Below are 23,098 nucleotides of genomic sequence, written 5' to 3'. Positions count from 1 at the left end.
CGGGAAAGACGGGAAAGACGGGAAAGACGGGAAAGACGGGAAAGACGGGAAAGGAAGTTGTGACTTCGGAAGGTACGCCATAACTCCGGTCTGTAGTGTCTGTCATGCCGAACTTGTTTCGGCATCCCCTCGTACACACGAGTGCTCCGATGAAAGCAGGAGATGCTGCGACGTCAGCATGACAGAAACTTTTCATTTTGCCTCCTGCATCTTTTTCCCACGCCATTCTTCTGCCCACAGAGCTTTTAACCCAAACAAAAAACGGCCTGCTGCGACGCAAGCCGTAGAAAAAAGGATGGCCCAAACTGCAAGTTAAATACTTGCGGACGGTTCCTGCTTGGGCAGGGTAACCACCCGGCCGGTAGGCATATTGCCTTCGGCTTCGTTGATGCGCTGGTGCACGGCATTGCTGGCAACAAACAGGGCAAATGCCATGATGGCCGTGTCCTTGAGCAGGTTTACAAATGCCTGTCGTTGCATGTCCACATCACCTGCATTGAGGTAGTTGGGCAGGTGGATGGTGAGTACAAAAACCAGGAGGAGCGCCGCCAGCATATAACCGGCCAGCTTCACCAGTTTGTTGGTGAGAAAGGCAACGGCAGCAAGGATGAAGGCAGCTCCTGTGAAGTACACCCAAACAAGGCCGCCCGGTACCCAATCGGGTACATAAATCAGCATCATCTTGGGTTGCAGGAAATGGTACACACCAAAAACAATCATGACAATGGAAAGCAGGTAAACAGCAGTGCGGGAGATGAAGTGCTCGTTCATAGTTGTAGATTTTAGGGGTGAGTCAACTAACGAACGGTAAGGCACCTTTAAGTTACACTAGTTTATTGGCGATACCTGCGGATGAGACGGGAATAATTTTGCAACCGGTGAAGTGCAGGATTATTCAAGGATTGATAGAAGGGTAGGTGTTGCAACACGCATGTTTGCGCAAAGTGCGGCTTGGCGTACAACTCTTCTACTTTGTCTTTTGTTGGCTTGCAATTGCGGTGGGAACTAAGCAGGAAATAATGAAGTGCATTTTATGTCCGTGCTTACAGTGGATGCATCAAAACGAACTTGAGTTAACGGAGTATATCGCAAATGAACAGCAATTTGTAACTGACTATCTGCCAGGTAAAGGCGCCTGGACCTATCACCTGAAACTACCCGAAACAAAAGATTTGAAAGGTAAGTGGGGTGATATAAAAGTAATGGGCACCATTGATGGCTTTGATATTGGTTGCAAAAACCTGATGCCCAAAAAAGGCGGTAAATGAATTGCTGTTTATGGAGCTATCCGGAAGGCGATCAACAATACAAGCGGCGATACTGTGATCGTAACTTTATACCTGAAACCTACAAGCAATACAGATGACCATACGAAGATCCTGGAATGTTTTCAGGATGCTGCTGTCATGAAGCAGTTTGCTGCATTGCCTGGAAAAGAGCTGAAGGCAGTACTTGCCGATATCCTCTCACAGGGAAGTGATGCACTGCAGGTGAAACGAAGACTTTACTTTATCAGTGAGCTTGAACAAATAGTGCATAAAGACGACGGACAACAGACGACAGACTACAATGTCATAACGTCGTCTATTGTCCATCGTCCATGGTCCTTCCCCTATCCCCTGTTGTACAACCAGGTCCACTTTTGCAATAGGTCTTCCGCCGCCTCATTCAACTGGCCGGGTACCAGGCGCCAGGCCCAGTTGTTTTGACCTTGGCCGGGCATATTCATCCGGCTGTTTTCGTCCAAGCCCAGCAGGTCCTGTAAAGGCAGTATGGCGGTTTTGGCCACCGAGGCATAAGCCATCTGTGCCAGTACCAGGTGCACCTCGGCAGCCGAGATGGCGCGGCCTGTATATGCTTCAAGGCGGGCGCGGGTATCTTCATCGGCTTCGGTTTGGTACCAGCCACGGGTCGTGTTGTTGTCGTGCGTGCCGGTATACACCAGGAAGTTGGGTCCATAGTTATGCGGGATATAATCGGAGCGGGGCATCTCCTCGCCAAAGGCAAAAAGCAGGATCTTCATACCCGGCAGCCTGAACTGGTCGCGCAGGTCAGTAACGGCTTTATTGATCTCACCCAGGTCTTCGGCTACAAAGGGCAAGCTGCCCAATGCCTCCTGAACCGCAGTAAAGAAAGCCGCGCCGGGGCCGGGTTTCCACGATCCTTCTTTGGCAGTTGCTGCCGCTGCAGGCACCTCCCAGTAATCGGCAAAGGCCCTGAAATGGTCAATGCGTACAAGGTCAAACAATTCGGTGTTGCGCTGCAGCCGGTCAATCCACCAGGCAAATCCTTCCTCCTCGTGCGCATCCCAACGGAATACCGGCATCCCCCATAGCTGCCCATCGGCACTAAATGAATCGGGCGGCGTACCTGCCACGCCGGTCATGCCGCCTTCCTCGTCGATAGCAAAAAGGTGGCGGTGCGCCCATACATCTACCGAATCATAACTCACATAAATGGGCAGGTCGCCAATAAAGCGGATGCCATGGCCATTGCAGTAGCTACGCAGCGCCTTCCACTGTCGGGCAAAATGCCATTGCAGCCACTTTGTTTTTTCCAGTTCCCTTTCCTGCAGGGAAGCAAGCAGGGTTAATGCCTTTGCATCCCGGTTCATGTATTCTGCCGGCCATTGAAACCAGGCTTTGCCGCCCTGTTCTTTTTTCAAAGCCACATACAGCGCAAAGTCGTCCAGCCAGTCTTTTTCCTCACCACAAAATTGCTGGAAGGCCTGCCGCTCCTGTTCGCCTGCCTGCTCACGGAATCGCACATACGCTTTTTCGAACAGGTCTTGTTTGATGCTTTCAGCAATGGTATAGTCCACCTTGCTTTGGCCTTCCGTCATGGCTGCCCTGATTTCTTCTTTGGATAACCAGCCCTCATCGGCAAGGGTTTTCGGACTGATGAGCAGGGTATTACCTGCCCGGCTGGAAATAGAGCTGTAGGGCGAGTGGCCCTGTCCTGCTTCCGTAGGGTTCAGCGGCAGCAGTTGCCAGTATTTCTGGTTGCTGCGAAACAGGAAATCGGCAAAGAGGTAAGCGTCCTTACCCATATCGCCAATGCCATAAGGGGAGGGCAGTGAACTGATATGGAGCAGGATACCCGCGCCACGTTCATTGTCGAGCAGGTGCCCTTTCAATACAGCTAGCGGCAACTTCGTGAAAAGTCCCTGAACCGGGATGATGCTGTCGAATGGTTCGGTAGCACCTGTTAGCAATACATCCCAGTCTTCGGTTGCCTGTTCAGGCAGGTTGATGCGGGTATCGGCCCAATCCAGTTCCAGTACAGTTTTCGATTGTTCCAAACACAGCGATGCAAGGTGCAGGGGCGCTGCAATTACATACACCAGCTGGCGATGTCTTCGGGCAAAGGCAAGGACATGATCCTTGTATTTGCCGGTTACTTCCAGGGGCAGGTAATCACCTTCGGTAAACAGATAAGGTTGCTTATTGCGCAAGGCAACCAACTGTTGGGTAAGCCACAGTTTGATGCGTGCATCAAAACGGTTTTCCCACAACTCAGGTAACAAGGCTGCTGCATCCGCACCTTCAAAAGATTGCAAAGCTGCCATGCGTTTTCCATAGTCGGCTGCCCTGCGGTTGTCGGGGTCTACCAGGCTGAGGTCCCAGAACTCGCAGCCCTGGTACACATCGGGCACGCCGGGACAGGTAAACTTCAGCAGCACCTGCACCAACGAGTTGGCAATACCTGCATCGGAAATCAATTGGTGAAAAGGTTGGAAGCTTTTCCAGAATGCCCCTTTGGGTTGCAGCAGTTGCACTGCAAAGTTTTTGGCAGCGCCTTCGTATGCTTCATCAGGCCTGGTCCAGTTGGAATGACGCTTCGCTTCGCGCAAGGCTTTTTGTAAATATTCCTGCAGCCTGTTTGCAAAATCATCTTCATCCATGCCGGGCATAGGATAAGCACCGGCAATGGTTTGGTAAATGAAGTATTCATCATTGGCATCAGGCGCTTCCTCTTTTTTCAAGGGTGCATTGAGCTCCTGCCATTCCTGTACTTTCTCCAGCCATTGTTCGGGTATGTCGGTCAGCACATTGAGCCTTGCCCGTACATCTTCGCCCCGCTTTGTATCGTGTGTGGAAGTGCCGTTGAGTGCATAGGGCCATTGCTCCTGTCGTACCTGCATCTGCCGGTGGAAGTCCTGCACCGATGTGCCAAAAGCATCGGGTGCATCCCCTACTTCGTTGTGGCCAATGAAGCGGTTGTAGGTATACATGATGGTATCCTCCACACCTTTGGCCATCAGCGGTCCGGTAAACTGCATACAGCGCTGGAAAAAGTGTGCGGCTCGCTGGTTGTATGCTTCATTGCGTAGCGGCGGCAGGTGCAGCAACACATCTTCCAACACGCCGATGGCTGCAGGTTTGGCTGCATTGGCCTTGCGCATGCTGGAAAAGATTTTGTGCACGGCTCCGGCTTCTTCCATCGACAAGGGAAAGCCATTGCCATAAAAGCGGTACACCGGGCAGTGAATCAGGAACTCCGCCAGTGCGTTCTTCAGGTCTTCACGGTGTATATGTGCCAGTGCTTTCCGGTCCACCAGGTTTGCATCCATGAACAGGTGAAAAAGGTTATCCAGTTCACCGGCCATATGTTCAAAGAGGATGTAGGATTTTTTATCGTGAATCTGGCTGTGCACATCCTGGCTGTCATCGGAAAGCTTGCAGTAAAAACGCGTAAATGCTGGCTCGCCCTTTTGGTTGGTGAGCAGGTTGTTTACCTGTGCCAGGAAGTCGTAGCCGCTGCTGCCTTCAATTGGCCAGTAGGCGGGCATGTCTTCGCCGGGCTCCAGGATTTTTTCCACTACGATATAGGTTTCCTCACCGGTCATTTCGCGGAGCCGCTGCAGGTAGGAGGTGGGGTCGTACAGGCCATCAATGTGGTCGATGCGTAAACCCTGGAACACTTCATCCTGCACCAGTTGTTTGATCAGGGCATGGTGTTCCACCAAAACCGCTTCGTCCTGTATGTTCAGGCAGATCAAACCGTTTACAGTAAAAAATCGCCTGAAATTAATCTGGTAATCGGTTTCCTGCCAGTGGCAAAGGCGGTACGCCTGTTCAACAGCAATTGCTGTGAGCAGGGCTTTGTTGCTGTTGGCTGCCTGGATGTTTTGCTCAATGGCTTTGACAATAGCTTTGTTTTGCAAAAGGGACTGGAACTGTTGCAGCCAATCCTGCCATTGTGCAGCAAAGCTTTCCTTTTCTGTTACACCCAGCAGTGTTTCCAGTTGTGTCAGCAGCTGTTGTACGCCCTGCAATTTCTTGCCACCACTTTCCAGCAGGTTAGCATAGGAGCGTGGATGAACCGGGTATTTGCTATCGTAGTATTGCAGGTATAGTTTGCCGTCCTGCAGTGCAAGCTTCAGTTCCCCTTTTTCAATCACCGCATCAAGGGTGTCGCCTAAAAAGGGAACCATCAGCTGGCCGCCCTGAAGTGCATTGTCCCATGCAATATCAAAGAAGGGCGCATAATGACTTAGTGGCCCTTTCTCCAGCACATCGGCAAGCCACGGGTTCCGGGGGTCGAAAGCCATGTGGTTGGGTACAATATCCTGCAGCCAGCCAATACCATCCTGTTGCAGTTTTTGGGTGATGTTGCGCAGCTGTTCTTCTGTGCCTATTTCGGGGTTTATGCGTAGTGGATTGAGCGCATCGTATCCATGCGTGCTGCCCGGTGTAGCTTCAAAGATGGGCGAGGCATAGATTGTGCCCACCCCCAATTGCTTCAGGTAGTCGCGTGTGCGCTCCAGGTCGGAGAGCGTAAAGTCTTTATGAAATTGTATGCGGTAGGTTGATTTCGGGTTGTACATGGTGAGTGGTGAATGGTCAATGGTCAATGGACAATGGTCTACAGGCTTTTATATGGCTTCATAAACCAATATTGATTCTGGTTGCACCTGCACTTCGGTAGTGGCATTTTCAGGGGCAGCTTTTGGGCCACCCCATTGTGGTGATGCGCTGTCGAAGATTTTTTGGTATTGTGCTTGTTCGCCGGGTAGTTTAAAGCTTTGCGCCTGCTGCGAAAAGTTCATGAGGCATACCAATGCATCCTGTCCATTGGTTCGAAACAGCACCAGGCAGTTTCGTTCTTTATCGCCAGCTACACTTAAGCCCTTGCGAACAGTGCTCCGTAAAACAGGATGTGTTTTGCGCAGCTGTATCAATCCCTGGTAATAAGCAAGCATGGTTTTGTGCGGGGTTTTTTCCAGCAACTGCCATTGGAGTTTGGATTGCTGAAAGGTGTTTGCATCCACCGGGTCGGGTGCTTCGCCCTGTGCGTGGAAAGCGGCAAATTCTGCCTTCCTGCCTTTGCGCACAGCTTCGGCAAGTTCGGCATCGGTATGGCTTACGAAATATAAAAATGGATTGGGCTCGCTCCATTCTTCACCCATAAACAACATGGGCAAATAAGGGCTAAAGAGTACCGCTGCTGCCAGCAGTTTTTGCAGCTCAACCGAGTGCAGGGTGCTGGTACGTTCGCCCAGCATGCGGTTGCCTACCTGGTCGTGGTTTTGGGAAAATACAATAAACTGTTTGCCCGGGTTATCCAGTGCCGGGATGCCAAACTTTTTATTGCGGTGCGGTGAGTACTGACCATCGTACACGTATGCGTCGCGGTAGGCTTTTGCCAGGTGTTCGATGCCATTAAAATCGGAATAGTACCCCGTGGTTTCGCCGCCTGCTGTTATGCGCAGGGCATGATGAAACTCGTCTACCCATTGTGCGTCCATGCCATAGCCGCCTTTTTCCTGCGGGTTGATAAAGCGGGTGTCGTTGAGGTCCAGTTCTACAATCAGGAAATGCGTACGCCCTGTTTCCGCCATCAGGACATCGGTTGCTTGTTTTATTTGCTGCAACAGGTGTACCGCGCTGAAGTCCTTGATGGCATGCACGGCATCAAGCCGCAGTGCATCGATGTGGAAATCGCGGAACCACATCAGGGCATTCTCAACAAAATAGTCCCGCACGCCATCACAATACGCATCGTCGAAGTTGAGTGCATTGCCCCAGGGTGTTTTGTATTTCTCTGTAAAATAGGGCCCGTAAATTCCCAGGTAATTGCCTTCGGGACCCATATGGTTGTATACCACGTCCAGGATCACGGCAATGCCTGCGTCATGACAGGCCTGCACCAGTTGCTGCAAACCTTCTGGCCCGCCATAGGTGTTTTGCACCGCGTAAGGAAACACGCCATCATAACCCCAGTTGCGGCCACCAGGGAACTGCGCTACGGGCATGATCTCGATGGCATTTATGCCAAGCGATTTGAGGTAAGGCAGTTTGGCTGCAATGCCCGCAAAATTGCCTTCTTCGCTAAAGGTGCCGGTATGTAGTTCATAAATGATATAATCTTCCAGGGGCAGGTTTTGCCAGTTATGATCCTGCCAGTTGAACCCCTCCAGCTGCACCACCTGCGAAGGGCCGTGTACGCCTTCGGGCTGGTAGCGCGACGCCGGGTCGGGGAAAGGCTGGCCATCATCAACCGACAGCTTGTAGCGGCTGCCTGCCTGTAGCCTGTTGGTAGTAAGCGTCCAGTACCCTTGTTCGGCGGGCTGCAATGCTGTTGTTTCGGTACTGCCTTCGGGGTGCAGGGTTAGCTTATTTGCCAGTGGTGCCCATACCACCAATTGCGTTTGTTCCTTGCCATCAGGCCATGCGCCCGGTCTTAGCTCTTTGTTCATGTGCCTTTCTTTGTTGGGGGGTTAGGGGACAATGTAATACCACTACCGACCTGCCGGCAACGGGTATGTGGTCGCCGGCCTTGTAGGTGGTGCCATCTTCGGGCAACTGGTCCATGCTGGTATCGAGTATGCGCTGCCAGGTGGCGCCATACTTTTCCGAGGGCAATACATAGTCCAGCGCATCGTGGTATGCGTTGAAGATGATGTAGAAGCTGTCGTCAATAATCTGCTCACCTCTCGGGCCAACCGAACGCAGGCCGCGGCCGTTGAGGTAAACGGCCAGGGAGCGGGCAAAATCCTGGCTCCAGTTTTCTTCGCTCATTTCCAGCCCTTCGGGCAAAAACCAGGCAATGTCTTCCAGGCCTACCCCTTTTATAGGTTGCCCTTTAAACCAGCGCCTGCGGCAAAACACCGGGTGGTTTTTGCGCAGGTGAATCAGCTTGCGGGTAAAAGCCAGCAGGTCCTTGTCGGCGCTGGTCCAGTTGAGCCACGATATTTCATTATCCTGGCAATAGGCATTGTTGTTACCCCTTTGGGTGCGGCTGATTTCGTCGCCTGCCACCAGCATGGGTACCCCTTGCGATAAAAACAGCGTTGCCAGGAAATTGCGTTTCTGCCGGTTGCGCAACTCCATAATTTCCGCATCGTCTGTTGGCCCCTCGGTGCCATGGTTCCAGCTTCGGTTATGGCTTTCGCCATCATTATTGTCTTCGCCGTTTTCGGCGTTGTGCTTTTCGTTATAACTCACCAGGTCGTGGAGGGTAAAGCCATCATGTGCCGTAATGAAATTGATGGAGGCTGTAGGCCGCCGGTAGTCTTCCTTGTACAGGTCGGAGGAGCCGGTAAAGCGTTCCGCAAACTCACCCAGCATGCTTTCGGCACCCCGCCAGTAGTCGCGGATACAATCGCGGTACTTGCCATTCCACTCGGCCCAGCCTGGGGGAAATTTGCCTACCTGGTAGCCGCCTTCGCCGATATCCCAGGGCTCGGCAATCAGCTTTACCTGCGAGATCACCGGATCCTGGTGGATGATATCGAAAAAAGAGCCCAGCCGGTCCACTTCGTGCAGTTCGCGGGCAAGGGTAGAGGCCAGGTCGAACCGGAAGCCATCCACATGCATTTCCAGTACCCAGTAGCGCAGGCTGTCCATGATGAGGCGAAGCACATTGGGCATCATGGCATTGAGCGTGTTGCCCGTGCCGGTATAATCCATATAGTACCGCCCTTCGTGGAGGCGGTAATAAGAGGCATTGTCAATACCGCGGAACGAAAGGGTTGGACCGAGGTGGTTGCCTTCGGCGGTATGGTTGTATACCACGTCCAGGATCACTTCGATGCCGGCACGGTGGAGTTCTTTCACCATGGTCTTGAACTCCTTGACCTGTTCACCGGGTTCGAGGCTGCTGCTGTAACGTACATCAGGCGCAAAAAAGCCGATAGAGTTGTAACCCCAGTAGTTGGTGAGTCCTTTATCCACCAGGTGCCTGTCGGCAACAAAATGGTGCACGGGCATCAGTTCAATGGCCGTTACGCCAAGCTCTTTAAGGTATTGGATGGTGATGGGATGCGCCAGTGCCGCATAGGTACCCCTGATCTTTTCCGGGATGCCGGGATGCTGCATGGTAAAGCCCCGCACATGGGTTTCGTAAATAATGGTATGGTGGTAAGGTATATCGGGTGCCTTTACATCTTCCCAGTTGAAGTGGGAATCCACCACTACCGATTTGGGGATATAAGGAGCGCTATCCGAATCGGAGAAACTCAGGTCGGCATCGGGGTGGCCCAGCTCGTAGCTAAACAGGCTGTCGTGCCATTTGATGGTGCCGGAAATAGCCTTTGCGTAGGGGTCGATCAGCAACTTGTTGGGATTGAATCGGTGCCCGTTTTCCGGGTCGTAGGGGCCATACACCCGGTAGCCATACAGTTGGCCTGGTTTAAGGCCGGGCACATAAACATGCCATACATGGTTGGTGCGTTCCTTTACGCGGATGTTAACGGCTTCGTGTTCCGGGTGATTTGTTTCAAAAAGACAAAGGTCAACACCAGTGGCGTTTTCGGCATATAGGGCAAAGTTGACGCCCGCGCCATCCCAGGTGGCACCCAGCGGGAAGGGTGCACCTGGGTAAACGGCCAGCGACCTTAGGTCAGGATCTTTTATGGTTGTTTGCATATGTTAAGGGTTGTGCCTGTGCTGTCGGCGGCATATTCGACAATTTTCCTGCCAGCCCTGCCGCTATTATCGGGAATGTAGTGGGGCAATGCCTGTTACCGATCAGCCTGTACCATGCCTGGGTGTGGGTAGTAAAATCAACAATGAACTTAGGCCCGTTCGTTGGCTGCCTGCAAAGGGCATATCTTTGCCGGCCGGCCCGCAGCTAACCAAAACACCGGGTGAAAACGAGCATGAACGAACAGGAATTTCTGCAGGCAATACAACAGGAAGCACAGGCCGCTGGTATCAATCCCCTGCTTTTGGTTGCAGGTATTGAAGGTTTGTATACGTTTCGGGAAGTGCCCGCACAGGAGTTGAACTTTCAATTACTCGATAGTCTTATCCTTACCATTTTTGCCCTGCGTGTTGGCGATACCTTCGACACCATTGCAAGGCAAAACATGGAGGCCTCCAACCTGGAAACAAGGGTCAAAGCCGAGTGGGAACTAACCGAGATGGACCCTGCGGAAATCCAAAAGACAGGTGATGCATTCCTGGCTTCTTTTGCAAAAATGGTAGGCGACAGTTCACCTGTAAGGCGTTACCACCGCAAGGCGCTGGAAGTAGCGGCCATGGAAATTAAAAAGGCACAGGTGCAATTTGAAAACAACAGCATTGGCGCCATTGTATTTGAAATATGCAGGGGCCGACTGAAGGATAACCTGCACCTGGCAGCCCTTTTCGGACGATAGACCATAGTCCATGGTCCATCGTCCACCTGACCATAATCATGGCCGCATTAATCTTTGCTCAGTGAATGCGTTTGGGTGGCTGTAGTATTTTACCTGCATCCTTTCCTTAACCCCAATACGTTTGCCATGAAAAAGATCATTCTTGCCTTTGATGGCATCATGTTTTCCGAAGGCGCTTTTGCTTTTGCCCGCCGTATGAACGAGCTGGCCCCTGTGCTGGTGGTAGGTGTTTTTGTACCCCAGGTGAGCTATGCCGGAATGTGGAGTTATGGCGTCGTAGCCGGTGCGCCTTCTTACCTGCCGCTGCAGGAAACAGAAACCGGCGATATCATCCGACAAAATATACAGCGCTTTGAAACCCTATGCCAGGAAAACGGCATGCGCAGCCATGTGCATAAAGACTTCTTTGATTTTGCCCTGCCCGAACTACTGCGTGAAACCCGCTTTGCCGACCTGCTGGTTATCAGCAGCGAACAGTTCTACCAGCACCTGGGCGATGAGCCTGCATCCGATTATATGCGCGAACTGCTCACAAAAGCCGAGTGCCCTGTGGTGATCGTGCCCGAAGATGTTTGTTTTCCCACCAAAACCATACTGGCTTATGATGGCAGCGCTTCTTCGGTGTATGCCGTTAAGCAGTTTGCCTACCTTTTCCGCGAGCTTTCGCTCAACGAAACCCTGCTGGTGTTTATGAAAGAAGATGCGGATGAAAAGTTCCCCGAAGAACACAATATCATGGAGCTGGCATCGGAGCATTTTCCCATGCTCGAACTCTTCAAGCTGGACATCAATCCGCGTAAATATTTCAACCAGTGGGTGCTTGAAAATAAAGACGCCATCCTGGTGAGCGGCGCCTTCAGCCGTTCCATCTTCTCGCAACTACTGCGCAAAAGTTTTATCACCGATGTGATAGCCGAGCACAAGCTGCCGGTATTTATTGCCCATCGTTAGGCTTGCAGAACAGGTGGTTTCGGTGTGCCGTTAATAGGTATTGTCGTTGCAAACTGTATGGAAAGGCGGTATGCCCGATCCTTTCTTACTTTTAACTCCGGGTTTCAATGCCCGGATTTTTTTATGCACCACCCACTGAATAAGAAACTGAACGAACTGCTGGAAACAGAGAACAAACAATTGCAACAACTGAATGGCCTCGTGCTCCAGTCTGTATCGGAAGAGCAATTGCTTTCCGGCAAGTTGTCGGGGCTTGATGATGCACCCGCTACGATGGCTAACCGCATTGCCGATAAAGTGGCGTCTTTTGGCGGCAGCTGGACCTTTATCCTTTCTTTTCTTTTGTTTATGCTGGTATGGATTGGTGTGAACCTCTACCTGCTCTCCAAACCTTTTGATCCTTTCCCTTTTATATTGCTCAACCTGCTGCTGTCTACCATTGCAGCCCTGCAGGCGCCGCTGATCATGATGAGCCAGAACCGGAAAGAAGAAAAAGACCGGCAAAGGGCCGTGAACGATTATATGGTCAACCTGAAAGCGGAGATTGAAGTGCGCAACCTGCACCAGAAGCTGGACCTGCTGATGGCGGAACAGATGAAAACCTTATTTGAACTGCAAAAGGTACAGGTGGAATTGATGGAAGATATACGCAGTGATATAAGACGGCAGGGGCGCAACAACCATTAACCTTGTTTGGTGCAGATTTTGCAACAGGCATTCTTGCTTCCCCATGATTTAGAGTCTTCCTGATTAAATTCAGTACCCCTGTTGAGCGAGGGCAAAATGCATCTGTAAGCGGAAAGGCAATTTGCACAAAATTATTTATGGCTATCCACTCTCACCAAATGCGCAATGTGGCGGTAAAATCCTCCAATCACCCGGCCCGGGTATTAGAAGATGCCCGTCATTTGTGGTGGGCCCTGGGTTTTGGCTGTACCTTGATTTTACGCAGCCTGCTTGCAATACTTCGGTTCCGGCAGCATTGAAAATGATCAGAAGTATTGCACGTGGCCGATAACTTAATGCAACAGCACAGGCGCACTGCTGGCTATTATGGTTACTAACCTGAACAAGACAACGAAGCTATACACATGCCGCAGCAAGGCGGCTTGTGAACAGTCCAAATGTTTTGCCTGGTATGCATAAGTTAGAATTTTTGCTACACCTTATTCATGAAGTACCCGTTACCTTGAGCAGGTAATAAAACATCCACCAGGTCCGCTACCCAACAGGAATATAGTTGCCACTCACCAGGCTTTTGAACACAGTTCGTCTGTAAAGGCATTCGCCTTGCAGAAGCGCTTGTGTTACCGGATGCACCAATCCTTTTCCTTTTTATAATGCAGAAAACCACAGGTTGTAGTTAAGGGCTAGTTTAACATATTAACGGCGCTTATTTACGGAGATTTGCAGCCTGTTCGGCCCTCGCTAACCTTGTCCTTTATCCCATAACCATATAAATCAAAACCATGACACCAAACCTTTCCAGCCAGGAGCCGCTACTGCTGCCGGTGGCCCAGCAAGACCTCACCCTTTCCGTGCTTTTGCCCTTTGAGCCCAGAACCCAATCAAGGAAGCAAATTGAAGCTTCCGTGCGGCGGCTGATGGTACAGGCTGAAGAGCGCCTGTTGCAGCAAACAAGCCGCCAGGTGACGCGTGAGGTGTTGGACCAATTAAAACAATTGTTCGATCAGCTGGATTATGGTGCCACGGCAAAAAGTGTTGCCCTTTGGGCAACGCCATCCAAAGGAAAACTGGTTTACTGGCAGATGCCGGTTGGAGAGGCGGTGGTGCTGGACCAGCATTTTGATGTGCGCCAGTTGCTGCCCTTCCGCAAGGAAGAGAAACAGTACCTGCTGCTGGTGATGGGCGACCATTTTGCCGGCATTTATTTAGGTAAGGAAAAACAACTGTCGCGGCTGGTAGCCAATGCACCGGTAAGCGTAGGACGGGGGATTGACCCGGCACTGGATGCTGCCCAGCAAAAACAGGTGGTGTTGCAGCGGTCAGTAAAACATTTTGATGATGCCCTGAGCATTCTGCAGCGGGCGTACAAGCTGCCCGTTTTTATTGTAGCACCCGCAGCCCACCTGGCGCAGTTCCGCAAACAGTCGCGCAATGCTGCCGGAGCTACAGCACTGGTTGAAGTGCCCGCTACTATCAACGAACGCGAGCTCCAAGCCGTGGTAGCGCCCTACCTGGCCAACTGGCAACAACTGAAAGCCGCCAAACTGATGACCCAACTGGAAGACGCCCTGCAGGCAGGTAAGCTGGCAGTTGGCATCGGAGAGGTGTGGACGGCCGCCAACCAAAAGCGGGGCCGCCTGCTGGTGGTAGAAGCTGATTATGCCTATCCTGCCTATATCGACAACCAGGGTGGCGTGCTCTATTCGGATACCATTCCGCTCAGCCAAACCAACCGGCAAACCCGCGATGCGGTGTCCGATGCCATGTCCTGCGTGCTGGCCGGTGGTGGTACGGTAGAAATAGTAGAAAACGGCACGCTTGCCGATTACCTGCATGCGGCTTTGATTTGTTATTAAGGCAAAGTGCTTTGTTTGAATAGTTTATTGTTGCCAATAAAAAAGACTTCTGCACCTGCAGAAGTCTTTTGCATGAATAGGGTAGTGTAAAAGGCACTAAGCCCGTCTGTGAAGGATAGTGTCTTTCAGGTTGAAAGGGTAACTGCTACAATTGAAAGCTGCCTTCACCTTTGGTTTTTTTATCAATCCAACTGCTGCTGAAATAGGTTCCTATGGGCAGGGCTGCAGCAAACTGGTAAACAGTTATGCTCAGCTGCCAATCAAAGGGGTGCTTGCTTTGTCGATCATGTCGCCCAGATCGCTTACACCCAGGGTAAACCAGAGAATGAAAATGCCGAGAAAGATTTTTACCCAGGAAGGAATGCCAAAACCCATTTTTTGCCGGAGCATATTATTGGTGCCAGGCAGGAAAAGCAGCGCCAACAACATATATACAAAGCCGGGAACCGGGTGTACCAAAACAAGGTTCAGTACGCCAAGGGTAAACACCAGGGCGGCGAACAGGTAACCTGCGATGGGGAAATTGCGTTGTGTGATAGCCATGGTTAAAAGTTTAGCTTCCTGCAATTGGACTTCCGAAAATGCCTACCGCCAATTCTACCCAAAGGAGAAAGAGCGCCGCCAGTATGCCCAGGCAAATAATTATACGGTGGTTGCGTTTTTTCACTACCCGCAATACCAGTTCAATCAACAGGCCGGTACCAAACAGCAGTACGGCTGCTACTATAAAGTCGAATGCCGACCAATTGACCTCAGCGGTAAACTGCATTGCAAAGAAAGGAATCAGCAGCAGCACAACAACTGTCAGGAGGATGCCGGTAAGGCGTTTGTTTTGAAAAGTCATAAGTTGGTTTTTAAAAGCACTTTGTATTTCAAAGTAAAAACGAATTTCTCATACCGTCAAAATATTTTTCAGCATAATTGCGGGAGACTTAAACCGGTCAAGTTGGAAAAGCCCTTCAACTCAGCACAGGAACAAGTACTAATTGCCTTCCTGTGTAAAGCAATTCGATCGGTAAATGCCAGGAAAGGAAGGGTGTAAAAGTGGTAAGCTAATGATCACCTGGTCCAAGGCAAACTATTGGCAAGAAAGGCAGGCAATAAGTCCGTAACTATGAAAGCATTTAATCCAATGCCAGGTTCACCACCTCTATAGCCTGCCGGTGGAGTTTGACCATTCCTTTTTCCGATAACTTTTTCAGCAGCCGGGTGATCACTTCCCGCGAAGAGTTGAGCTCCTGTGCAATATCGTTATGGGTAAGCGGCAGGATATTGGTTTGCAGTTGCTGCTGGTGGCGTTTGAGGTAAAATACCAGCCGTTCGTCCATGTTGCGGAAGGCAATGTGATCGATCACTTGTAGCAGGTCTTCGAATCGGTCGCGGTAGGTGCCCAGCACAAAATGGTACCAGCTGCGGTACTGCATCATCCATTGGTCCATTTGCGCCAGTGGAATGGCCAGTACGGTGGTGGGCGCATCGGTCCTGGCCATCAGCTGGCTGGTTTCCTGTTTGATAGCACAGATCAGCGAAAGGGCACAGGCATTGCCCGGCTGCAGGTAGTACATAAAGAACTCACTGCCTTCCCCGTCTTCGCGGAAAATCTTCACCCTGCCTTCAAGCAACAGCATGGTACTGCGGATATACTGCCCGGTACGCATCAGGGTTTCGCCTTCGGCAAAAGTCCTGATCTCGCCAATGCGGTTCAGCTCTTCAAGCAATGCCGGTTCGAAGGAAGGGAAGATCTGCTGAAGGCTGATGGGGTATGCCATATACGGGAGTTTGCCTTAAAGTTAGGCGCCTCCGCACAGTTTCACTATGATCCGATGGTTGGCTTTGATACCATTTGCCCGGTTTGCAAAGGCTGGTTCTTTTTTGAACTAGCTGTCCTTTTTACAACCAAAGGTTGTATCCCGCAATCCTTTTCCCATCTCGGCTGTTGGTGATTTGAACAAAGGCCCTTAGCTTCATGCAAACGTTTGCATAACCCTTACCAACGATTGCTGCCATGACCGAGTCGATCCACAAGACAACCATTACCGACTTAGCCCGTGAGTTGCAGCTGACGCCTTCAACAGTATCGCGGGCACTCAACAACCATCCAGCCATCAGTGCGCATACCAAACAGTTGGTACAGGCCCTTGCATTGAAGCGGCACTACCAGCCCAACCGCATTGCATCTTCCCTTCGGCTGGGTCATACCCGCATTTTGGGTGTACTCATTCCCAGTGCCGAAATCAACTTTTTTGGTTCCGTTATTCATGGTATCGAGAATGTGGCCCGGCAAAATGATTATAGCGTACTCATTTTTCAAAGCAACGAAGATGAACACTTTGAACAGCAGGGCGTGCAAACCTTCCTGCGTTCGCGGGTGAGTTGTGTGCTGGCATCGCTGGCAAAGGAAACTACCCACCTGCGGCATTTTACCGAGTTGAAACGCCGGGGCGTACCCTTGGTCCTGTTTGACCGGGTAAGTGATGAACTGGATGTGCCATCAGTGGTGGTAAACGACTACCAGGGAGCCCTTTTGGCAACCCTTCACCTGGTGCAGCAGGGTTGCCGCCGTATTGCCCACATTGCAGGGCAGCAGCATGTGCCCATCTTCCATACCCGGCTGCAGGGTTATTACGATGCCCTGCAGCAACTGGGTTTGCCGCAGGATGATACTTTGGTCGTATATGGCCAGGTAACCATCGAATCGGGTTACCAGTGCATGCGGCAATTGCTCGAGTTGCCCGAACCACCTGATGCTGTTTTTGCCGTTGAAGATTTTACCGCACTGGGTGCCATGGAAGCTTTAAAAGATGCAGGCATCAGTATACCTGGTGACATAGCCATTATCGGCTTTGCCAACGAAGCTTTCGGCAAATACATCACGCCTTCTTTATCTACCGTAGACCAGCAAACCATCCGCATGGGGGAAGAGGCTGCCCGTCTCTATTTTGACTATGCCGCCAAAGGTTCATTTTATGAAACCCCGGCCCAAAAAGTGGTACTCGACCCTGTATTGATCTATCGCAATTCCAGCCTTCGGCTGGATAGCGGATAGAGCCAGTCAGGAGTTTGGGGATAGGAGTTGTATAGAAACCATCAATAGTTTTCCATCAATGGACGAAGCAGATTGTTGACAAGTACCTAGCACCGAACTCTATATCCAAGCCCCAACTTCAAACCTCAAACTCCATACCCCCTGAAAAATCCAACTGCATCATTTCACCCTTAAACTGCATATTATGGAACAGAGAAAGCGACACAAAATTTACCTGCGCTGTACGCTGCTGGCACTGTTGTGCTGGTTCAGTGCCCTGGCGCAACAAACGGTGCGGGGTACCCTGCGCAATACCAACGGGTCGCCCCTGGTGGGCGCCACGGTAACGGTTAAAGGCACCAACCGTTCGGCCGTTACAGATACCCTTGGCCAGTTTAGTATTGATGCTGCTGTGGGCAGCACTTTAACTGTTAGTTCGGTAGGCTTTACGCCCCGCGAGTTTACCGTTACCGGCGCCGAACTTAATGAGACCCTTTCGCCCGATGCCGCCAGCCTCAACGAGGTGGTGGTTATTGGTTACCAAACGGTGCGCCGCCGCGACCTTACCGGTGCAACTGCGGTGATCAACCCTGCCGCTGCCAACCGCAACGTATCCAATACGGTAGCCGAAGCCATCCAGGGCCTGGCGCCGGGTGTAACGGTGCGCAATACGGGTGCGCCGGGTGGCGGTGCCAAAATTGACATCCGCGGTGCAGGCACTTTTGCGGGCAACAACCCGCTCTATATCATCGATGGTATGTACAGCGATGCGACCCCCGATTTTAACCCGCAGGATGTGGAAAGCATACAGGTGCTCAAAGACGCATCGGCAGCAGCTATCTATGGCAGCCGTGCTGCCAACGGCGTGATCATCATCACTACCAAGCGTGGCCGCACCGGCCCCTTACAGGTAAACGGCAGTATCAAGGCAGGTGTGCAAAGCGTACACAACCGCTACGATATGATGGATGTAAATGAATACCGCGACCTGGCTACCCGCCTCTACCAGGCTGCAGGACAGGCAATACCCACATCGCTTAGTTCAGAGTTTGATCCTTCGATCAATACCGACTGGCAGGATGAATTTTTGCGCACCGGCGCCATCGGTGAGTACAACCTCGGTATATCGGGTTCCATTGCCAAGCGCGTGAACTTCTACGTGAGTGGCAACCATTTCAACAACAAAGGCCCGGTGATCGACAATAGTTTCCGCCGCAATGCTTTCCGGATTAATACCGATACGAAGATTGGCCGGTTTACCATTGGCCAGAACCTGCTGCTTAGCTGGACCAAAGAAGACCCCATTGCCGCTGGAGGTGTTGGCGTCAATCCTTTTGTAGATATGATTGCTATGCCACCTGTAGTGGCCCTGCAGGGCAGCCGGTACCAAAGCGCCGAGAACCCCGGCGGCTGGGGATTGGGATTGAACAATGCCTACCTGAGCACGCTTACCGCCAATGTGCCGGCACTGCAACGCCTTGACCAGTACGAACAGAAAAACTTCAAGATCAGGGGTAATGCTTACCTCGATTTCCGCATCATTGAAGGCCTGACCTACCGTTTCAATTTTGGTTTGGAAAAATCACGCGACCGCGGTACGGGTACCCGCTTCCCCGGCACTGTGCGCCAGGGTACGCCTTCGCCCAACAACAACCAGCTGGCAACCTTCCGCAATACAGGCGATTTCCAAAGCACCCTGTTTGAAAATACTGTCAACTACGAACGTAGTTTTGGCGACCACCGCGTAAGTGCTGTTGTTGGTATTTCGAACCAGTATTTCGACCAGCCCACCAATAGCTTCAGCACCATTGGCGGTCAGGTGCAGCCAGAGAACCCTTATACTAATTTGTGGAATATCATCGGCCTGCTGGGCAGGGTGAATTACAACTACAAAGACAAGTACCTCACCAGCCTTACTTTCCGCCGCGATGGCAGCTCCCTGTTCAGCGAAGGCAACCGTTGGGGTAATTTCCCATCGGCATCAGTTGCATGGAGGGTTTCCAAGGAAGATTTCTGGAATTCCAACACCGTTTCCGATCTGAAACTGCGGGTATCCTATGGCTCTCTGGGTAACTCGGAGTTCCTGCGCCCCTGGCGTTATTATGCCCAGATCAACCCTTTCCCACGTGCCGTATTTGGCCCCGGCGAAGTGGAGCAGGTAGGTGGCATTGTAACCCAGTTGGCCAACAACAACCTGCGTTGGGAACGTAAGAACACCACCAACTTTGGTGCGGATGCGGCTTTCCTGAACAACCGCATTACCCTGTCGGCCGACTACTTTATTGCCGAAACCAAGGACGTGCTGGTTGACCTGCCCATTAACCTCACTACGGGTAATGCCGGCGGCAACCCTGCCGTGAATGCGGCATCAATACGCAACAATGGTTTTGAGTTGGCACTTGGATACCGCAGTCCTGCCAGCCAGAACTTCCGCTGGGATGCAACCCTCAATTTTACCAGCATTCGCAACAAGGTGATTGCTTTTGGCGATGCTACTACCCGCTATACCCAACTGGGTGATGCCCGTACCGAACTGGGCCGCTCAATTGGTGAATGGTATGTGTTGAAGACCAACGGCATTTTCCAAAGCGAAGCCGAGGTGGATGCCCACAGGGGCAAGACCGGCGACCTGCTGCAGCCCTTTGCCAAACCGGGTGATATCCGTTATGTGGATGTAAACGATGATGGCAAGCTGGATATTGACAGCGACCGCTACTATGCCGGCAGCCCCTGGGCCGATTTTGAAACAGGCCTGCAGCTGAACTTTGGCATCAAGCAGTTCAGCATCGGTATGCAGTGGTATGCCGTGGTAGGTAATAAGCTGTATAACCGCCCTCGTTTCTCTGTTGACCGCATGGACCAGAATACTAATTTTCGCAAGGGCGCTACTTTCTGGACCGCATCAAACCCAAGCAACGAATGGCCACGTGCCGCCATCGGCGCTCCCGACCAGGGGCTTCAGTTCAACGGCCTGCCCCAGAGCGACCGCTGGCTGGAAAGTGGCTCTTACCTGCGCCTGCGCAACCTGGAGTTTGCTTACACCTTTACCCGCGATGCATTGAAGCGTATTGGTTTCAACAACAGCCGGGTATTTATCAACGGTCAGAACCTGCTCACGTTTACCAAGTACAGTGGCCTCGATCCCGACATTGTGGGGGTAAACATTTTTGAACGCGGCCTGGACAATGGCCAGTACCCTGCGCTCCGTATTATTTCTGCCGGTGTAAGCTTTGGTTTCTAATTCCCTTAAATGATTACAGCAATGAGAACAGTTTATAAATTTTGTATTGCCGCGGTGCTGGCCATGTCGGCTTCATCGTGTAAAAAATACCTGGATTTGGACGTGGAAAATCCCAATAGGGAAGACGAGTCCAACTTCTGGAATACGGGTGAAAATGCCCTGGAAGGTGTCAATGCCATATACGGCAATTTTTACCGCAACGGTCCCAGCCGCTGGCTGCCCTATTACATGGATGTGCGGTCGGATGACGGCTATTCTACCAGCCCCTGGAACGAGTTGCGCAGCATCAGCGGGTTGAACATCACCAACTACAATTTTGAAGTGCAGTCCGATACCTGGGGCCACCATTGGCGGGGGGTGTACCGCGCCAACCAGGTCATTGCCAATGTGCCCAATATCGAGATGGATGCCGCCCTGCGCGACCGTTATGTTGGCGAAGCCAAATTTCTGCGGGCATGGTACTACTACAACCTGGTGACCATCTGGGGTAATATCCCGCTGATACTGGAGCCTTCGCAGCCTAATGACAAGCCCAGCCAGGTGCCGCAGGAGCAGGTGTGGGCGCAAATTGAAAAAGACCTTACGGAGGCTGCCGCTGCACTACCTCCATCCTATACCGGGGAGGAGATAGGCCGTGCTACCAGGGGGGCTGCATACGGCCTTTTGGGCAGGGCCCACCTGCAGCAACGCGAGTGGCAGGCTGCTGCCGATGCACTGGCATGGCTGGTAACCGGTCCGGGTGCCACGCAGTACAGCCTCTTGCCCAACTACTACGATAATTTCAGGCATACCACGGAAAACAATGCGGAGTCGGTATTTGAAATCCAGTTCAAACAAAGACCTGAGAACTCTGGTGAGGATGCGCCTACATCCAATGTGGGCACCAGCCGGGCACCATTCTTTGCCCCGCCGGGTCATGGCTTCAACGATGCCAATATGCACCGCTGGGTAACCCGCGAATTTCTGCAGGAGCGTACCGTTGCCGGGCAGCGCGATCCAAGGTTGGCTGTTACTGCCCTGTACGATAGTACCGACGAAAGGGGACCCAACTTCACTTCGGTGTACGGGTTTACGTTTGCCGAGAAGAACTATGATGCCAATACCAGCAACCGGGTATGGTACCGCAAATACCTGAACGATGAACTGCGCATCCGCGAGTTTGAAGTGTTTAACGGACCCAAAAACTTCCGCAGCATCCGTTATGCCGATGTGTTGCTGATGTATGCCGAAGCCCTCAACAACCTGGGACAAACGGCCAATGCATATCCCTTTGTGGACCGGGTGAGGCAGCGTGCAGGATTGGCGCCGCTGAGTGCCGTTCGGCCGGGTATGAACCAGGCGCAGTTTCAGCAGCAGCTGGAGCATGAACGCATTACCGAACTCACCGGGGAAAGCACCCGCTGGAATGACCTGGCCAGATGGGGTTATTTTGATGATCCTGCCAAACTCGCCATCCTCCAGGCAAGGGATCCCGAGTTTGCCAATTTCCAGATCGGCCGCAACAAGTATATGCCCATCCCGCAATCGGAAATTGATATCAACGTGAACCTGACGCAGAACCCCAACTGGTAACCGGTGATGTGCAGGATTTTGAAAGGATGAACAGGAAGAGCCTGCTGTGGTGGGCTCTTCCTGTTTTTCATGATGCTCCTTGTATTGAAGCACAATGAATTTATTATAAGGCTCAACTAAATAAGCACACCTTTTTTTGTAAAACCCGTACATCCCTGGTACATGACCTACAAAAATCTTAACCTCAATCTTGTCCTTTTTACGCTCCTGGCTTTTACTGCCTGCTCAAAGAAAAGTAATGGCGGAAACGGTACGCCTTTGCCCAGGCCTGATACTGCTTTTATCAATCCCCTGGTGCAGGGTTCCGATCCCTGGGTGATACAACAGGATACCAACTATTTCTACACCCATACTTTGGGCAACCGGGTGGCGCTTTGGAAAACAGGCCGTATGTCAAGGCTTGCTTTTGCACCCCAAACAAATGTATTTACTCCAGCTGCAGGTGGCGCCAACAGCGCCAATGTATGGGCACCTGAGCTGCACCGCTTGGACGGCAAGTGGTACCTCTATTACACTGCCGGTGCCGGCCCTGACAGTACCCAACGGCTATGGGTAGCCGAAAATGAAAGTGCTGATCCAACAACCGGTACCTGGACCGACAGGGGCCGTGTATTTGCTGCTGGTTCCGACTTCTGGAGTATTGATGCAACCGTACTGGAATATGGCGGCAGCCGCTATCTGGTGTGGAGCGGAAGACCCAGCACCACAGCGCTCAACCAAAACCTGTACATCGCCCGCATGGTCAACCCCTGGACGCTGGAGGCACAGGCTACTATGATCAGTGAGCCAACGCTCTCCTGGGAGCGCAACGGCCACCCCGTGAATGAAGGTCCGCAGGTGCTGATCAACCCGCAGGGCAAGGCTTTCCTTACCTATTCGGCCAGCAGTTGTTTTACCGACGATTATGCGCTGGGATTATTATCGCTGCGCGAAGGAGGCAACCCTTTAAACGCCGCCGACTGGACCAAGAGCCAGCAACCTGTTTTTGTAAAAAATACAGCCGGCAATGCATATGGTCCGGGGCATAATGCTTTTTTTAAATCACGCAATGGTGCAGAAAACTGGATCATTTACCACGCCAACACCAATACAGGCGAAGGCTGTGGGGTGCGCCGCAATATCCGCATGCAGCGCTTTAGGTTCGATGCCAGTGGGGTACC

16 protein-coding genes are annotated in these 23,098 nt (G+C 51.9%); 9 read left to right on the top strand and 7 right to left on the bottom strand.

What is annotated here, in order from left to right; all coding sequences use genetic code 11:
* Positions 1-312 precede the first annotated feature (312 nt).
* Positions 313-771 (bottom strand): DoxX family protein, encoded by a 459-nt coding sequence (locus BUE76_RS18055; protein ID WP_073043424.1) that lies wholly within the window; start codon positions 769-771, stop codon positions 313-315.
* 164 nt (positions 772-935) lie between these two features.
* On the opposite strand from BUE76_RS18055, the gene BUE76_RS24810 reads away from it, so the two are divergent.
* Positions 936-1,268: a DUF1905 domain-containing protein gene (locus BUE76_RS24810; protein ID WP_178371837.1), complete on the top strand. Its 333-nt coding sequence runs from the start codon at positions 936-938 to the stop codon at positions 1,266-1,268.
* Between the two features lie 344 nt (positions 1,269-1,612).
* On the opposite strand, the gene treY is transcribed toward BUE76_RS24810, so the two are convergent.
* The 3 genes from treY to glgX are packed head-to-tail and all read right to left on the bottom strand — an operon-like array spanning position 1,613 to position 9,872.
* Entirely contained in the window at positions 1,613-5,830 is a 4,218-nt protein-coding gene (treY, locus tag BUE76_RS25195) for a malto-oligosyltrehalose synthase (protein WP_073043420.1), read from the bottom strand.
* A 48-nt stretch (positions 5,831-5,878) separates the two neighbouring features.
* Positions 5,879-7,702, bottom strand: a complete 1,824-nt coding sequence (gene treZ, locus BUE76_RS18040; protein WP_073043418.1) for a malto-oligosyltrehalose trehalohydrolase — start codon at positions 7,700-7,702, stop codon at positions 5,879-5,881.
* A complete protein-coding gene (gene glgX / locus BUE76_RS18035; protein WP_073043416.1) occupies positions 7,668-9,872 on the bottom strand; it encodes a glycogen debranching protein GlgX in 2,205 nt (734 codons plus the stop codon). Before glgX ends, treZ begins: the two co-directional genes overlap by 35 nt.
* 233 nt (positions 9,873-10,105) lie before the next feature.
* Between glgX and BUE76_RS18030 the strand changes: the two genes are divergently transcribed.
* The 4 genes from BUE76_RS18030 to BUE76_RS18015 all read left to right on the top strand — a co-directional run bounded on the left by BUE76_RS18030 (position 10,106) and on the right by BUE76_RS18015 (position 14,100).
* Positions 10,106-10,606, top strand: coding sequence for a hypothetical protein (locus BUE76_RS18030; protein ID WP_073043413.1), 501 nt, complete (start codon positions 10,106-10,108; stop codon positions 10,604-10,606).
* Positions 10,607-10,732: 126 nt separating this feature from the next.
* A complete protein-coding gene (locus tag BUE76_RS18025) occupies positions 10,733-11,557 on the top strand; it encodes a hypothetical protein (RefSeq protein ID WP_073043630.1) in 825 nt (274 codons plus the stop codon).
* 123 nt (positions 11,558-11,680) lie between these two features.
* Entirely contained in the window at positions 11,681-12,244 is a 564-nt protein-coding gene (locus tag BUE76_RS18020; RefSeq protein ID WP_073043628.1) for a DUF1003 domain-containing protein, read from the top strand.
* 782 nt (positions 12,245-13,026) lie between these two features.
* Entirely contained in the window at positions 13,027-14,100 is a 1,074-nt protein-coding gene (locus BUE76_RS18015) for a baeRF3 domain-containing protein (protein WP_073043411.1), read from the top strand.
* 249 nt (positions 14,101-14,349) lie between these two features.
* Here the strand turns inward: BUE76_RS18015 and BUE76_RS18010 are convergent, their stop codons facing one another.
* The 3 genes from BUE76_RS18010 to BUE76_RS18000 form a co-directional block, all read right to left on the bottom strand.
* A complete protein-coding gene (locus tag BUE76_RS18010) occupies positions 14,350-14,643 on the bottom strand; it encodes a hypothetical protein (protein ID WP_073043409.1) in 294 nt (97 codons plus the stop codon).
* Between the two features lie 10 nt (positions 14,644-14,653).
* Positions 14,654-14,944, bottom strand: a complete 291-nt coding sequence (locus BUE76_RS18005) for a hypothetical protein (RefSeq protein WP_073043407.1) — start codon at positions 14,942-14,944, stop codon at positions 14,654-14,656.
* Positions 14,945-15,224: 280 nt separating this feature from the next.
* On the bottom strand, positions 15,225-15,869 hold the full coding sequence (locus BUE76_RS18000; protein WP_073043405.1) for a Crp/Fnr family transcriptional regulator: 645 nt from the start codon (positions 15,867-15,869) through the stop codon (positions 15,225-15,227).
* A gap of 236 nt (positions 15,870-16,105) precedes the next feature.
* Here BUE76_RS18000 and BUE76_RS17995 point away from each other — a divergent pair, with 236 nt between their 5' ends.
* From BUE76_RS17995 to BUE76_RS17980, 4 genes are all read left to right on the top strand, one after another.
* On the top strand, positions 16,106-17,146 hold the full coding sequence (locus BUE76_RS17995) for a LacI family DNA-binding transcriptional regulator (protein ID WP_073043403.1): 1,041 nt from the start codon (positions 16,106-16,108) through the stop codon (positions 17,144-17,146).
* Positions 17,147-17,330: 184 nt separating this feature from the next.
* Positions 17,331-20,366, top strand: a complete 3,036-nt coding sequence (locus tag BUE76_RS17990; RefSeq protein ID WP_083596519.1) for a SusC/RagA family TonB-linked outer membrane protein — start codon at positions 17,331-17,333, stop codon at positions 20,364-20,366.
* A gap of 21 nt (positions 20,367-20,387) precedes the next feature.
* Complete coding sequence (locus BUE76_RS17985; protein ID WP_073043624.1) at positions 20,388-21,938, top strand: RagB/SusD family nutrient uptake outer membrane protein; 1,551 nt, start codon at positions 20,388-20,390, stop codon at positions 21,936-21,938.
* Positions 21,939-22,100: 162 nt separating this feature from the next.
* A partial coding sequence (locus BUE76_RS17980; RefSeq protein ID WP_076026742.1) for a glycoside hydrolase family 43 protein occupies positions 22,101-23,098 on the top strand: 998 nt, incomplete at its 3' end.

Origin of the sequence: Cnuella takakiae (assembly GCF_001953305.1) — a bacterium.
GTDB classification, from domain to species: Bacteria; Bacteroidota; Bacteroidia; order Chitinophagales; family Chitinophagaceae; genus Flavisolibacter; species Flavisolibacter takakiae.
Note: the sequence above shows the minus strand (reverse complement) of the source record. Positions and strands in the feature narration are given on the sequence as shown.